This is a genomic window from Sporosarcina sp. P3, assembly GCF_002743415.1.
Lineage (GTDB): Bacteria > Bacillota > Bacilli > Bacillales_A > Planococcaceae > Sporosarcina > Sporosarcina ureae_A.
On the sequence record NZ_PDZE01000005.1, the window covers coordinates 1 to 14,027 of the forward strand.

15 protein-coding genes are annotated in these 14,027 nt (G+C 39.5%); 13 read left to right on the forward strand and 2 right to left on the reverse strand.

Annotation, left to right across the window (positions count from 1 at the left end; translation table 11 throughout):
- Positions 1-172: 172 nt before the first annotated feature.
- Positions 173-901, reverse strand: coding sequence for a MerR family transcriptional regulator (locus CSV61_RS07525; protein ID WP_099638721.1), 729 nt, complete (start codon positions 899-901; stop codon positions 173-175).
- A 705-nt stretch (positions 902-1,606) separates the two neighbouring features.
- Between CSV61_RS07525 and CSV61_RS16760 the strand changes: the two genes are divergently transcribed.
- The 4 genes from CSV61_RS16760 (at position 1,607) to CSV61_RS07540 (ending at position 5,563) form a co-directional block, all read left to right on the forward strand.
- Positions 1,607-1,759, forward strand: coding sequence for a hypothetical protein (locus CSV61_RS16760; RefSeq protein ID WP_156890563.1), 153 nt, complete (start codon positions 1,607-1,609; stop codon positions 1,757-1,759).
- Between the two features lie 12 nt (positions 1,760-1,771).
- Positions 1,772-2,239: a cytochrome c oxidase subunit II gene (locus tag CSV61_RS07530; RefSeq protein ID WP_099638722.1), complete on the forward strand. Its 468-nt coding sequence runs from the start codon at positions 1,772-1,774 to the stop codon at positions 2,237-2,239.
- A 12-nt stretch (positions 2,240-2,251) separates the two neighbouring features.
- A complete protein-coding gene (locus CSV61_RS07535) occupies positions 2,252-3,925 on the forward strand; it encodes a cbb3-type cytochrome c oxidase subunit I (protein ID WP_083034762.1) in 1,674 nt (557 codons plus the stop codon).
- Positions 3,926-4,171: 246 nt separating this feature from the next.
- Positions 4,172-5,563: an L-cystine transporter gene (locus CSV61_RS07540; protein ID WP_099638723.1), complete on the forward strand. Its 1,392-nt coding sequence runs from the start codon at positions 4,172-4,174 to the stop codon at positions 5,561-5,563.
- 291 nt (positions 5,564-5,854) lie between these two features.
- On the opposite strand, the gene CSV61_RS07545 is transcribed toward CSV61_RS07540, so the two are convergent.
- Complete coding sequence (locus tag CSV61_RS07545; protein ID WP_099638724.1) at positions 5,855-6,778, reverse strand: DMT family transporter; 924 nt, start codon at positions 6,776-6,778, stop codon at positions 5,855-5,857.
- 123 nt (positions 6,779-6,901) lie between these two features.
- Here CSV61_RS07545 and CSV61_RS07550 point away from each other — a divergent pair, with 123 nt between their 5' ends.
- From CSV61_RS07550 to CSV61_RS07595, 9 genes are all read left to right on the forward strand, one after another.
- Positions 6,902-8,332, forward strand: a complete 1,431-nt coding sequence (locus CSV61_RS07550) for an aminotransferase-like domain-containing protein (RefSeq protein ID WP_099638927.1) — start codon at positions 6,902-6,904, stop codon at positions 8,330-8,332.
- A gap of 120 nt (positions 8,333-8,452) precedes the next feature.
- Positions 8,453-8,908, forward strand: coding sequence for a hotdog fold thioesterase (locus tag CSV61_RS07555; protein WP_099638725.1), 456 nt, complete (start codon positions 8,453-8,455; stop codon positions 8,906-8,908).
- Positions 8,909-9,361: 453 nt separating this feature from the next.
- Positions 9,362-9,547, forward strand: coding sequence for a hypothetical protein (locus CSV61_RS17065; protein ID WP_233193548.1), 186 nt, complete (start codon positions 9,362-9,364; stop codon positions 9,545-9,547).
- Positions 9,544-9,834, forward strand: coding sequence for a hypothetical protein (locus tag CSV61_RS17070; RefSeq protein ID WP_233193549.1), 291 nt, complete (start codon positions 9,544-9,546; stop codon positions 9,832-9,834). The genes CSV61_RS17065 and CSV61_RS17070 overlap by 4 nt, the downstream gene beginning before the upstream one ends.
- Positions 9,835-10,334: 500 nt before the next feature.
- Complete coding sequence (locus CSV61_RS07575; RefSeq protein ID WP_099638727.1) at positions 10,335-10,736, forward strand: hypothetical protein; 402 nt, start codon at positions 10,335-10,337, stop codon at positions 10,734-10,736.
- Positions 10,737-10,924: 188 nt separating this feature from the next.
- A complete protein-coding gene (locus tag CSV61_RS07580) occupies positions 10,925-11,146 on the forward strand; it encodes a hypothetical protein (RefSeq protein ID WP_233193550.1) in 222 nt (73 codons plus the stop codon).
- A 230-nt stretch (positions 11,147-11,376) separates the two neighbouring features.
- Entirely contained in the window at positions 11,377-11,826 is a 450-nt protein-coding gene (locus tag CSV61_RS07585; RefSeq protein ID WP_099638728.1) for a selenium binding protein, read from the forward strand.
- Positions 11,827-11,917: 91 nt separating this feature from the next.
- Positions 11,918-12,178: a DUF3997 domain-containing protein gene (locus CSV61_RS07590; protein ID WP_099638729.1), complete on the forward strand. Its 261-nt coding sequence runs from the start codon at positions 11,918-11,920 to the stop codon at positions 12,176-12,178.
- A gap of 374 nt (positions 12,179-12,552) precedes the next feature.
- Positions 12,553-13,986 (forward strand): M1 family metallopeptidase, encoded by a 1,434-nt coding sequence (locus CSV61_RS07595; RefSeq protein WP_099638730.1) that lies wholly within the window; start codon positions 12,553-12,555, stop codon positions 13,984-13,986.
- Positions 13,987-14,027 lie beyond the last annotated feature (41 nt).

Genomic DNA, 14,027 nt, shown 5'->3' on the forward strand with positions numbered 1-14,027 from the left:
GTGCGTCTTGAGACCCTGGACAGGTGCCTTAATTTCTGCAAAGTACACAGAAATACGGCAAAGCGAACCCTACGTTGTTCGCTTGGCTCAAGCCACGCCCCTCGGAAAGCGTGCCTTTCGGAGTGCAGGGAAACGAGGTGAGATAGTTATGTCCCAGCTTCTTATTGCGGTATTACTTTTGGTTTTTTTCTGCATAGATGCCCATAGCCGTACACATGAATTTGGCTAAACCTTCACCGAATTGATCAATGTTTTGGGTGAAACGCTCGTCGTCTACGTACATTTGACCCAATCCTTTGAATGCCTCTAGAGAGTAGTTTCCCATGTTGTTTAAGAAATGATACCACTCCCTAATTTTTTCTTGGACCTCTTTGGAATCAGGTGATAGATGGCGAATTGCGGCAAGGTTACGAAAAACCTCGTTGAATTTTTCCTGATCGAAGGCAGTCATATTTTTCGCTATCTTATTTGCTTCATCAACTGCTTGATCGCCCCACTTTTCTCTAGCTTCTTGTTCATACGGGTTATGGCTAAAGTCGAAGCCTTCAAATTTCTCTTGATTTGTCATTTGTATTTCTCCTTTCGCATGTTGAATTGTTTTTTCAATAGTCCCGATCATCTGATCAAGCCGTCTCTTTTTTTTCAGAAGCATTTTATGTTGCATTTCAAGCGCTTCTTGCTGATTAAACGATGGACTATCGATAATTTCTTTGATCTTCTTTAAAGGGAAGCCGAGTTCTCTAAAAAATAAGATTTGCTGCAAGGTCTCGAGATTCTCGTCAGAATATATACGATAACCAGCATCAGTGGTTTCGTCGGGAATGAGTAATCCAATTTCATTATAATGGTGTAGTGTGCGCACACTAATTCCTACTAACTCAGCAACTTCTTTCACTTTCATCTTGTTTCGCTCCCTTCACTAGTAACTATAAAGTATCTCGTAACGTGAGAGTCAATACTTTTCTAACAAAGGTTTGAAGAAGCATTGCATCAATAAACACATCAAGGGATGGATGATTCTATCCTAGCTGGCTAAGTTACAGAAAATATTATTCAAAAAATAGCATGATGTTGAGTGATTGGCGCTATGTTTAGCACTAATCACTTTTTTTATTATCGGTATTGGATCGCCTTAAAATTAGACCGTATAAACTTGATGTACATCAAGGTGTAAGCCCGCCAAGTAATTCATACTGAAGCTAGGAGTTACGCAATGGAACACTGACGATATCAGAGGCAACGCCAGTTTCACTTCTTATAGCGCAGCAATGAAACGAGGATGGTACTGGACAGAGAAATCCTGATTCGTTATGCCGGATATAGAAGAGGACTATACTTTTAAAGATATTCATATATAACAAGAAACGTTTAAAAGTTAATAGAATTATTACCCAAATTATTAGAATATTCCCAGTTATCGTGTTATGTTTATACTATTATCACTAGTAACTTGCCTTTACGTAAAGTAGAGAGAATGTGTGAAGTGAAATGAACGAGGCTGGTTGTATTGAATGGACAATAGCATTACCGTTCGTCACTCATAGAGTGGGTGACACAGACCTGCTTTATGTATGCGGTTCAATTACTTACAAAGAGGGGGGATCGTATGAAAAACTCACCGGGCAACGAAGTGAACAAAGAGGAAGTAGTGGATGAGGGTTCATTCAGAAATGCTATGTATGCTTCCATATTATTCGTTGGAGGCGGAATCGTTATTTTTTGGTTGATATTATTTATTTTCTTTTCAGTAAGACTATAAGGAGGTATTTCCATGAACATGCATCGATATGAAAAAATCTGGCTATTTTTAGCTGCTTCCATGTTGGTCATCGCTGTAGTCTATAGTGGCGTTCAGACCTTTGCGTTAGGTCAAGGCCCACCCAGTGGTGTCGGTATGATTGATCCAGAAAAAGTAGAAGAGACGGCGCCATTTGATAATCCGGGGACTTTTAAAATTAGTGAGAATGAATACGAAGTTGTCATGATCTTACGGGCTTTTTCATTTGAACCGAATGTAATTGAAATACCCGCTGGCGCAACGGTTCATTTTAAAATGACTTCTACAGATGTAATGCACGGTTTTCAAGTCATCGGCACGAATTTGAATGCGATGATCATGCCAGGACATATTCAAGAAGCGAAACAAACATTTAAGAAGCCTGGCGAGTATTTAGTCATATGTAATGAATATTGTGGTGTAGGTCATCAATTAATGAGCATGAAAATCATAGTGAAATAGGAGGTGAATGAAATGGAAGCGATTGAAAAGCAAAGTAGTAAAATCAGTAAATTGTCAGGGGGAAATAGATTAGATTCACGTCTGACATTAACGTATTTCTCCATAGCTTTCGTCACGTTATTGATAGGTGGACTCTTAGGTTTACTTCAAGGGCTTAATCGTGCGGGATTGCTCGAACTACCTACAAACTTTAATTATTACCAAGTCTTGACGGCGCATGGTATTTTATTAGTTTTAGTATTCTCTGTATTGTTCGTCATTGCGTATTTTTACTCGGTACTTTCTCATACGATGGATGGATTATTTCCAGTCGTCAGAAAGATGGGCTGGATTTCCCTGATCACTATGCTCGTAGGGGTAGTATTGGTCATTACGAACGTCGTCATGGGTAACGCCTCTGTCATGTACACATTTTATCCGCCGATGAAGGCATCCCCTTGGTTCTATGTTGGGTTATTCATTGTCGTGGCAGGCATCTGGATTGCTGCGTTTGGCGGATTTACTCAAATCGCCAAGTGGAGAAAGAGACACCGTGGCCAACATATACCGTTACTCGCATTCTTTGCGATGGGTGTTTTCATCCTGTTATTCTTCGGAAGTCTAGGTGTAACAGCAGAAGTGTTAATGCTTATACCGTGGGCGTTTGGGTGGACCGAAACGATTAATGTAATGCTCAGTAGAACATTATTTTGGAGCTTCGGACATACATTTGTCAATATTTGGTATTTAACCGCAGTTTCCTTATGGTATGTAGTCGTGCCGAAAGTAATTGGCGGTCGGTTATTTAGTGATACATTAACGAGAGTAGTTGTCATACTGTTAGTCGTCTCGAATATTCCAGGCGGTTTCCACCACCAAATTGTGGACCCAGGCATGTCAGAAGGAATTAAACTAACGCATGCGCTGATGAGCATGGTGATCGGCTTCCCGTCCTTGATGACAGCATTTGCGATGTTCTTCGTATTCGCTCGTGTGGGCAAGAAGAAAGGTGCGAAAGGGGTATTCGGCTGGATTAAAAAGATGCCTTGGGGAGACGTTCGTTTCCTAGCTCCGATGATTGCGATGATTTTCTTCATTCCAGGCGGAGCAGGTGGTATTGCACAAAATGCGAACCAATTGAATCAAGTCGTGCATAACTCGCTGTGGGTTGTAGGTCATTTCCATATCACTGTCGGAGTAACTGCCGTGTTGACCTTCTTCGGTGCGATGTATTGGTTAATACCTTATTTATCCAAGCGAACACTTACTCCTGCAATGAATAAATTGGGTGTAATTCAAACATTGATTTGGACTATTGGAATGGTCTTCATGGCCGGTGGAATGCACACGGTAGGTCTTCTAGGTGCTCCACGTAGAACGTCGTACACCACATATGGTGATAGTGCAACCGCTGCAAGTTGGGACCCGTACTTACTTTTATTGGCAGTAGGAGGCGTATTATTAACGATAGGTCTCGTGCTGATTGTCTACATCGTCTTCAATCTCATGTTCTTCGCACCAAAAGGAACTACAGAATTTCCTATTGCACAAGGTGAAGACAATGCAAGTGAGACACCGAAGTGGACAGAGCGTTGGAGTGTATGGATTATCATCATGCTGTTCATCGTCGCGTTCGGTTACGTTTTCCCTCTAGTGGATATGATTCAAAATGCACCACCGGGATCACCGCCATTCATTACTTGGTAATTGCTAGGGGTGTCCAGCATCAGTCGATATAGACACTTCATAATAAATTGTAAAAACATAGTGAAATCCCACCCAGTCATAATTGGTGGGATTTTTTCATAGAGTCAAAACCGGGGTGTTGCAGAAACGCCTACATCTATTGAGCTTAGTTAATATATCATTTTATTTAAAAGTATACTTGACGAATAGGAATTAAAGGGATAAAGTAAAATCTACAATACTATAGAGACAGAGGGGTGCGGAATGATGAATACTTTTTTACTTATTGTGAACATTGCGGGATTGTTATTGCTTGTCGGCCTATTATATAGAATGAATCGTAAAAAGGTATCCTTTTCAAAACGCGTGTTTACGGGGCTTGGGCTCGGAATTGGTTACGGACTTATTTTGCATTTTGCCTATGGAACAGAGTCTGAGATCCTCAAGCAGTCGATGCCATGGTTTAACCTAATCGGTAGCGGCTATGTTAAATTACTGCAAATGATTGTTATGCCACTTGTTTTTATTTCGATCTTAGCGGCCTTTACGAAAGTGACGATCGGGAAAAACTTTGGGAAAATGGCGGCTACGATTTTAGGCATGCTCGTCGGTACGACAGCGATTGCTGCCATTGTGGGGATTTCTGTTACGCTTCTATTTGGACTGGACGCTTCGGAAATTGTACAAGGGGAAGCAGAAGCGGCACGTGGGCTTTCTTTGGAAGAGAACTTGGAAACTGTAGCCGATGTTTCATTACCTGAAAAGCTCATCGATTTATTGCCTGCTAATCCTTTCCTAGATTTCACAGGTGCACGTCCAACTTCAACGATTGGAGTCGTGATTTTCGCGGCATTCCTCGGGTTTGCCTACTTAGCGATTACGAGAAGAGATGAAGAAAATGCGGTCACGGTGAAAAAAGGAATTGATGCGATTTACGCGTTGATCATGGGTGTGGTACGAATCGTACTACGTTTGACACCATATGGTATTTTGGCGATTATCGCGCGAACTGTTGCGACGTCTGATTTTATGGCGATTTACAGTCTCGGGAAGTTTGTCCTTGCTTCTTATGTCGCCTTACTGGTGATGTTCGGCATTCACTTGCTCATTATTACATTGTCGGGATTAAACCCAGTGACGTATGTGAAGAAAGCAGGGGAAGCATTGATATTTGCTTTCACATCCCGCTCAAGTGCAGGTACGTTACCGTTAACGATTCATGCACAAACGAACCGCTTGGGTGTGCCTGAAGGAATCGCCAACTTTTCGGGTTCATTTGGTTTATCCATCGGGCAAAATGGCTGTGCTGGGATCTACCCAGCGATGCTCGCTGTCATGATTGCTCCATCGGTTGGTATCAATCCACTGGACCCAACATTTTTAGTAACATTAATTGCAATTGTGGCGGTTAGCTCCTTTGGGGTAGCAGGCGTTGGAGGAGGCGCGACATTTGCCGCAATTCTAGTCTTGTCGGCACTCAATCTTCCTGTCGCACTCGCAGGGTTATTGATTTCTGTTGAACCACTGATTGACATGGGCCGTACTGCGGTAAACGTCAGTGGCTCGATGACAGCGGGTGTCACAACAGCCCGCGTAACGGGTGAACTGGACACGGATATGTATAATGAATCACTTGAAAAACAAACAGCAGAAGCGTAAGGTTTGGGAAATCCCGCAGGAGACAACATCGTCTTCTGCGGGATTTTTTTAATAGAATGAACATCCGATTAGAACGTCAAGCAGCACTGGATATAACGGTATCATTTAATTTCATAGAAAAATTTTTGGATAATTCTGTTATACTAATAAAATAGTCAGGTGAAGTTCATGTTTCCATCCTTGTCATCGATTGGGGAAGAGGTTCAGAAGGCCACGCTTAGTTGATCTTCGCTACAGCACAGATCAACGGTATCAGATCGCTATCTCGAGTTAAGGATTGTGTTCATCTCCCTACTGGCTATGTGGTTGATCTGTTATTACCTGTATCCCGTCTTGCACCGGATCTCTACTTTTTATATTTGAAACGAACACACCCAGCAGTGTAAGGACTCCTCCGATGATGGCGAAAGAGGTGGGCAGCTCATCCAGCCAGATCCACGCAATCATAAACGCGAAAGCCGGTGTTAAATAAAGGGAGCTTGTCGCTTCCGATGCGCCTGTACGTGATGTGATGTAAGCCAGAGTGAAATAAGGGATGACTGTCGGGAAAATACCTAAATAGACTACTACCATCGTAGTATCGATAGGAGCCTGCATAATCGCCAGTCCAAGCCCTGGAGTGAACAGGAGCATAAATAACGTCCCGGCCCAAATTGTATACATCGTAAACGCGACAAATCCATACTTTTTTAAATAGGATTGTTGGAATACAAAGTAGATACTTTCTGAAAGGGAGGCTACTAAAATGATGACAATTCCTCTATCAAATGAAAAACTTTCAGTTGCTCCGCCTAATGAAATACATGCTACTCCTATGAAGCTGATCAGGGCACCCATCCATCCTTGGAAGCCGAACCTTTCGCGGAAAAAGGCTAAAGCCAGAAAAGCTGTGAAAATAGGGGTCGTGGAAACAAGTAAGCTAGCGACTCCTGCGCTTATAGTTTGTTCTCCGTAATTTAAAGCGACTTGATAGACAGAAAAACCTAGGAAGCCTAGTAAGAAAATGACGGGGATGTCCTTCATTTCGGGCAGGCGGATCCGCAGAATGACTGCAACAATCAGTAATACCACTGACCCGACCAATAATCGTAAAAGCGATAAATGTGCGGGTGAATAGGTAGTGAGCGCTGCCCGGATACCCGGAAATGCGGATGCCCATAATACAATGGTCAGTATATGTGCAGAAATCAGTTTGAAACGAAATGTTTTTTCCATATAACCACTTCCTATTTATTTGTTTGTAAGCCAACCAATAAAAAAGTATGGTATTCATGTTAATCCGATTTTGCTAGAATGTCTTCAACCGGTTATACATTCAAAAACCAACCAATTTCCTACATGACGGTTGAGGAGGATCAGATGAGAAAACCAAAATACATACAGATTGTGGAGTATATAAAAGAAAAAATCGCAAAGGGCGAGTGGGCCATCGGAGACCGGATCCCCAGCCAGCGGGCGCTTGCCAAATTATTTGATGTAAACAGAAGTACGGTCATATCCGCGCTGGATGAGTTAACTGCAGATGGGTTGATCGAAGGAAAATCAGGGAAGGGAACCGTGGTGATCCATAACACGTGGACCTTGATGGGCCATACATCCTCGACGAACTGGAATGAGAATATTGCGTTAGGTATCCATAAAGCCAGTATGGAAACTGTGCAGAAGATTAATGAAGCGGAATCTGAAAACGACCTCATTCAGTTGAGTAAAGGGGAATTATCACCGGACATTTTCCCGTTGAAAAAGATGAGATCGGTCGTTCGGAAAGTCTCGGACCGGCTGGAGCCGTTCGGCTATGAAGTGCCCAAGGGCAATCTACAACTGCGCCAAGCTATCAGTGAGTATTTGAAGAAAGCAGGAATCCACGCCTCCCCTTCGTCCATTCTTGTAGTGTCAGGGGCGCTTCAAGCGTTGCATCTAATTTCCATCGGTCTGTTGCAGAAAGGATCGACCGTATTCTTAGAGAAACCATCCTATCTTTATTCGTTGTCGATGTTTCAGTCCATGGGAATGGATTTGAAGGGCCTGCCGATGGACGGAGAGGGACTGGTTCTGAGTTCGATTTATCAACCCAAATCCAAGAATTCCGTATTGTACACCATCCCGACCTTCCACAATCCGACCGGAAAGTTAATGCAGGAGAAAAGACGGGAAGAACTGATTCAATTCTGTGTAAAAGAGCAACTGCCTGTCATCGAGGATGATGTGTACCGAGAATTATGGATTGACTCTCCTCCACCGGCACCGTTAAAAGCGAATGACCATCACGGGAATATCCTATATTTGGGCAGCCTGTCGAAATCGTTAAGTCCTGGTTTGCGGATCGGGTGGGTGGTAGGATCGGAATCTGTAATTGACCGATTGGCCGATTTGAAAATGCAGTCCGATTACGGGTCCAGCACACTGTCCCAGCAAGTCGCCGCTGAGTGGCTGTCGAGCGGCTTATACGAAGATCATCTGCTGTTTGTAAGGGAGCAGCTGAAAATTCGAAGAGGTACGGCTTTGGGGGCATTGGAGACATACTTGAGTCCATATGCTACATGGGAGATTCCGAAAGGCGGTTTTTTCATTTGGATAAAAATAAAACCAGCCTTTCAACTACGTAATTTGTTTCAAAAAGCATTGGCGAAAGGGATTCTTCTTAATCCGGGAAGTATCTACGCTGAGCAATCGGGGCAATCCATCCGTTTGTCATATGCGTATGCATCATTGGAAGAAATCAACGAGGGTATTTTCCGATTGGGGGAAATGATCAAAAACAGGGAGTGAACAAATTTTATCATTAATTCATACAGGCGGAATCCTAAAGTCAGGAAATTTAACGGCTGTTTCGATACGTGAAGTAAGTGATTTGACATAAAAAACAAGCAAACGAAGGGGTAGATCAGAATGAAGAAGAAAATTGATGAGCATCAGATTCATAAAGAGTACTATGGGGAAATTCTTGAGCAAGTGAAAAACGATCCATACGCTACATCCTTAGGCATTGAGTTAACGAAATTTGACGCTGGCGTTGCAGAGGCAACGATGGAAGTGCAAAGTCATATGGTGAATGCGTTTGGCACGGTTCATGGAGCGGTTATTTATGCGTTAGCAGACCATGCCTTTTCTGTAGCGTGTAATGCCTATGGCAAAACGTCAGTGGGATTAAGTACAACGATTCAATTTATGGAACCAGCCAAGCCGGGGGACAAGTTAGTAGCCGCTGTAAAAGAAGTTAAACGAAACTTTCGCACAGGGTTCTACAGAGTGGAAGTTTTTCATGAAAAAAGTTTGATAGCGACCATGGAGGCAATGTCTTACAGTAAGAGTCATTACTTTATTGAACTTGAGGACCAAGATTAACTGCGTAGCCCGAAGATTATAGAATCAGGGAAGTCCTTTATTTAACGAATGGCCCAAATTAATGAATAGTTATCAGAAAGGTGATTGACTATGAAAATATATCTGAAAGAAAGATATACATCTTATATAAGTATCACTTTTGGTTTATTAATTGGTTTTATAATTGTTACATTTTTATCCGATAAACCTGATTATAAAGCTGGCGTTGTCGCCATTTTAATTGGATTAATAATCGGAGAGTTACTTTTTTACTTAAGATGGTCAATACGCCAAAAAAGGGAACGAGACATTTAAATAAACGGGCGTTTTTCTTGAAGAAAATCAGCGCTCACTTTTCATAATCGGAGCCATTTAATTGAGTTAATAAGAAATTTGATTAATAAAACTTTAATATTCGTTCAGTATTTATATGGTGACAAAAAGATATAATTGAACTAATAGGAGGTAGAATATATGGACGAGTTATTTAAAGCATTGCCTTCTTTGTTAGGTGTGATTATAGGTGGATTGATTACATTTTTTATTCAACAAAGTATTGTGCGCAAACAACAAAAATGGGACAGAGAAAAAATGAAGATTGATAAATTTCACCAAGAGCAAACTATTAAATTTCAAACATTTAACAAATACTCCAATTGAATGGTAGTTATGAAGTTCTTGAACATAATATACATTACGGACCTGAACTTAATCATAAAAATTATACTGAACATATAAGACCTTTGTTATTTGATATATTCCATCTATTAGATGAGAAAATAGTAACAAACGTTAATTGCATAGAAGACATAAATGAACGCCAATTTGTAATGGAAGAAGAAGCTCCTGGTGATAAAGAAGCTCTGAGCAATAGTTATTTAGAAATATTGGGATTAATTAATGAACAGTTTAAAGAGCTAAGAAAATCTAATCTAAATGATAGATAATAGGTCTATCAGAACTGACTGGCTAATCTTCTAATACAATCAGGTGCGTTAACTGTACAACTGTTGCGCACCAAACGGTCCAAATTATTTTAAAAAGGATGGTGATAGAATGTCTTTAAGCTTTTTTTATATATTAGTGTTATCGATTTTTGTAAGTTCAGTTGGTGGCTTTATTTTTTATAAACTAAGTTATAAATTTCTGTTACCGAAAACGATTAGTTCTGTGTTAGGTGGGATATTAACTTTACTTCTAAGCTATTTATTTGTAATGATTTTTATCGAAGTAAATTTATTATATGGCGCTATAATTGCATTGGCTATATATATTTGGTTCCTCAAAATTCCAGAGAGACATTTGGAATAAAAATTACTATTAACGGGTGCGTTTGCGTGATAAGGACAGTGCATCAAACGGGCCAGATTTTGCTTTTTGCGTTATTCTTTTTGAATTGATGAAAAGAATCAATGGCAGTCTGCCGACAATTTTGGAGGTATGTGTTTTGAGTCCAGGTAGTTTAATCCTTTTCACGATTTTAGTTGCTCCAATAATATTATTGGTCGTTGTGGCATTTTTTTGGAAAAAAGCTCGCATTATCTTGTTGGGTTTTGCGATTGTTATCTCATCGGTCGAAACTTATTATGTGCTTTACAATCAAGAGTCATCGCTTCAAAAGTGGTATCAGCATGAGGACATTGTTAATGCCTACTTAAAAAAAACATATCCTAACGACGATTGGGTAACTAGACAAGCTTCCAGATCTGCTTTTTTTCCGGCAGGTGTCGAAGTCATATTCACCGATGAACTCGAAGTAGCTTATTTGTACACAGTCGAAGATAGTACTGTAAATCTTGTCGGCTATTCTTCGGAAGAAGGATATGAAAATCCGAAAAGAAGTGAGTAGGAGATTGTTCATGGATTTAATTCAAAAAAGAGTTTAGTTTTATCACTGTCGCTTGCTTTTGGCCTTACTTGGTTGTAGGATAGCTTGTTTTGAGGGATTCAACAATCGGGTGCGTTTCTTGAATTAGGATTCCCGCCCATTATTGCAGAATCGGGCCAGATTTAGAAAAAAGTAATGATTAGTGGGAGTTGAGTGAACTGGTTAAAACAGTAACTTTTTCATTTATCAGTAGTACATTCGAAGGTACTGAGGCAAGAGAGACATTTACTTTTGAAGAATTAGAGATTGATGAATATCTGGAAGAAAAAGAATTAGGAGTTGAACTCGATCGAATTTATCAGGCGTGGATCTGGGATAAGATTAATGTATCGGGAAGTATCGTTATAGACGAACCAGATACATTCCAATAACGTCTGTCTCATAAACAGGGGAATTTGCTGAAGAAGGACTGTTCTCGAATCGGGTGCTTTAATCGTACATCGTTGTAGCTGAATAGGTTATTATCCGGAAGAGCTATTTTAATCATGATGATTAAAATTTAACCCAATATTATTTCAGAAAAGGGAGCAGTTGTTGCATAAAGGCTGTGTTGCAATCGAGATATTATATTATTGATTATTAAAAAGGAGGAGAAAAGGATTTGTATGAAGATTACAGTAGACAGGCTTTGCCATCTAAAGAATATAGGGAGTTACTAGGGAGTGCAGTCTGTGTTTTTAATTCTAATAATGCATTTATTATTGAAAACATACTGTCAAATGATGAAACGGATGAATATAATTGGCATCAATTAATTGATCTTACATCTGGAGAATTATCAGAACCTGTAAAGAATACTATTACAAAAAGTTCAAATACCGTTATTGCTAAGAAATTCAACGAACTTATCGCGACTAGAAATAGAATAATGCATAGCTTTCAAGTTACAGCTCGTACAGGAAGTGATCTTTCTGATGATGAAGATAATCAAATATTAGCTACTAAATATAAAAATGGAAAACAGGCTTATATTACAAAAGAGTTTTTATATGAATTTATCAAGAAGAATGAAGACTTGAGTATCGAACTCCATAATTTTAGAGGATATTAAAAACTTATTCTCGCAAACGGGGGGAGTTTGCGTTATAAGCGATCTCGTCTATATCGCAATCGGACCATTTAACCGATGAAATGAGGATTATATGATTAGAAAAAAATATCTTTTGTGTTTGCTAATTGTCAGTGTAATGTTTTCTGGTGGATGTGCTGGAGCATCGGATTACGATATAGATATACCAGGCAACTATTCGGTTCTTAGAACATCTGCTCACGAAGTAACGATAGCTCCTAAAACTAGTGAGACCGGTTGGGGTGCTAACGTGGTCCCCACTGAAGTTACTGAAGTAGGATGGAATGATGAATATATCATTGCAAAACAAGTTAAAGGTGAAAAAAAACCATAATTTTTGGATTATCCAAATAGATAATGGGAAAATAACAGGTCCATTAAATAAACCAAATTTAATTGATAAAAAAGAAGAATATGGAATACCTAGTGGTCTCACATTGAAAAAAGTGCAGGAATTAATAAATAACTAAAGTGTTCATTTGCAAAAGGAAATGCAACTGTTACTGAGTGCATATCAACTAATGGGTGCATTTCTTGAAGAAGATTTGCACCTTTTTTTTCAGTAATAAGGCCCTTTTTAAAAAATAAATATTGGTTTTAGATCGTGTGTAATTAGCAGTATTGAAGTGATTTACTTATCCCTTCAAGAATAGAAATGTATTAAGGAAAAAATACAGAAGTGGGGCGTGTCCAGTTAAGAAGAGACTAATGCTTATAATACTTTTTATAATTCTATTACTGGTGATTATTGTTCTTCTGAAACCTAACCAAAAACAAACAGACAAAGAGACAGCTTTAGTTGGAACAAACATACTAAACGAAGATTTCTCACCTCAAACGCTACCATCCGGTAATGAAAATCGATATGATATTGATTTAAAAATGGATTCAGATGGGAAGTTTCAAGTAGAATCAACTGTGGAAATTAAAAATACTTCAGAAGATACGTGGAAAGAGTTAGTTTTCTACTTTATTCCAAACATATTTACGAAAGAGAGTTCAGAGCAGTTGGGAAATACCTTGGATACTTCAGCGACTTTACAGGTACATGATATTTTAGTAGAAGGTAAAACCTCCGGATTCACTTTGACAAATGACACAATAACTATCCCATTAGATAACCCGATCCAACCAGGGGATAATGTTGCAGTGGATTTTTCTTACCAATTCACTTTGCCAGTAGGTGGGCTACGATTTACGAAGACCAAGGACAACTATCATCTTGCTCAATTTTTTCCCATGCTCGCTACATTCCGAGATCATAAGTGGAACAAGGAAGAGTATAGATTCAGGGGGGAAACGTACCATACCGGATTCAGTGATTTTAATGTATCGTATGATATTCCAGAAAGTTATACCTTTGTTTCTACAAGTGAAGATGAAATTTATCCTAGCAAAAGAACTGGTACATTTCTTATAAATGATGTTAAGGAAATCTTTATTGCTATATTGAAAGATCCTCGTGTTGTCGAGAAACAAGTGGGGGATGTAAACATAAGGGTATTCGGATTTGAAGAGAAAGACGATTTGTATAAGGAGATTAGTGGAATTGCTTCTGATTCATTACAATACTTTCAAGAGGTACTGGGGCCATATCCATTTACTCAATTAGATATTGTATTGGACGGTCTTGGAATGGAATATCCCGGTATTGTTACAGCGGGTTCAATCTATGGCAAATCAGTACGCGATGATGCTGTGAAAAATATGGTTGTTCACGAAATAGCACATCAGTGGTTTTACGGAGTTATTAATAATGATCCGTATAATGAAGCTTGGTTAGATGAAGGCTTTACTACCTTTGCTGAAGAGCTATTTCATTTCTCTCAATCTGATGATGAGATTCCTTATGATAAAATGCTAGAAAGAATCGAACTAATCAAGGATTCCTCTTTACCTGTAAACCTACCACTGGACCAATATGAGAATAACTCCCACTTCTACGGGAAAGCCAGCACAATGTTATGGTTATTATTTAAAGATAGAGGCGGATTAGAAGAGGCAGAAAAGTTTTTAAAAACCTATTATGATTTTTATAAGTATAAAGAAGTAAATACTGAGGAATTTGTAAGATTCGCCCGTTCTTATTTTAATCTAGAAGACGATTCCGAACTCTCAACTTGGTTGGAAATAAATAATTAAATCGCTATAACGTTCATCAATCGGGCGCGTTTATTGAGGAA

Bases quoted from the DNA above. Each gene is read 5' to 3' on its own strand.
- CSV61_RS07550 (WP_099638927.1), top strand. From the start codon at position 6,902: ATGACGGTTGAGGAGGATCAGATGAGAAAACCAAAATACATACAGATT.
- CSV61_RS16760 (WP_156890563.1), top strand. From the start codon at position 1,607: ATGAAAAACTCACCGGGCAACGAAGTGAACAAAGAGGAAGTAGTGGAT.
- CSV61_RS07525 (WP_099638721.1), bottom strand. From the start codon at position 901: ATGAAAGTGAAAGAAGTTGCTGAGTTAGTAGGAATTAGTGTGCGCACA.
- CSV61_RS07595 (WP_099638730.1), top strand. From the start codon at position 12,553: ATGCTTATAATACTTTTTATAATTCTATTACTGGTGATTATTGTTCTT.
- CSV61_RS07535 (WP_083034762.1), top strand. From the start codon at position 2,252: ATGGAAGCGATTGAAAAGCAAAGTAGTAAAATCAGTAAATTGTCAGGG.
- CSV61_RS17065 (WP_233193548.1), top strand. From the start codon at position 9,362: ATGGACGAGTTATTTAAAGCATTGCCTTCTTTGTTAGGTGTGATTATA.
- CSV61_RS07590 (WP_099638729.1), top strand. From the start codon at position 11,918: ATGATTAGAAAAAAATATCTTTTGTGTTTGCTAATTGTCAGTGTAATG.
- CSV61_RS07530 (WP_099638722.1), top strand. From the start codon at position 1,772: ATGAACATGCATCGATATGAAAAAATCTGGCTATTTTTAGCTGCTTCC.
- CSV61_RS07545 (WP_099638724.1), bottom strand. From the start codon at position 6,778: ATGGAAAAAACATTTCGTTTCAAACTGATTTCTGCACATATACTGACC.
- CSV61_RS07555 (WP_099638725.1), top strand. From the start codon at position 8,453: ATGAAGAAGAAAATTGATGAGCATCAGATTCATAAAGAGTACTATGGG.
- CSV61_RS07540 (WP_099638723.1), top strand. From the start codon at position 4,172: ATGAATACTTTTTTACTTATTGTGAACATTGCGGGATTGTTATTGCTT.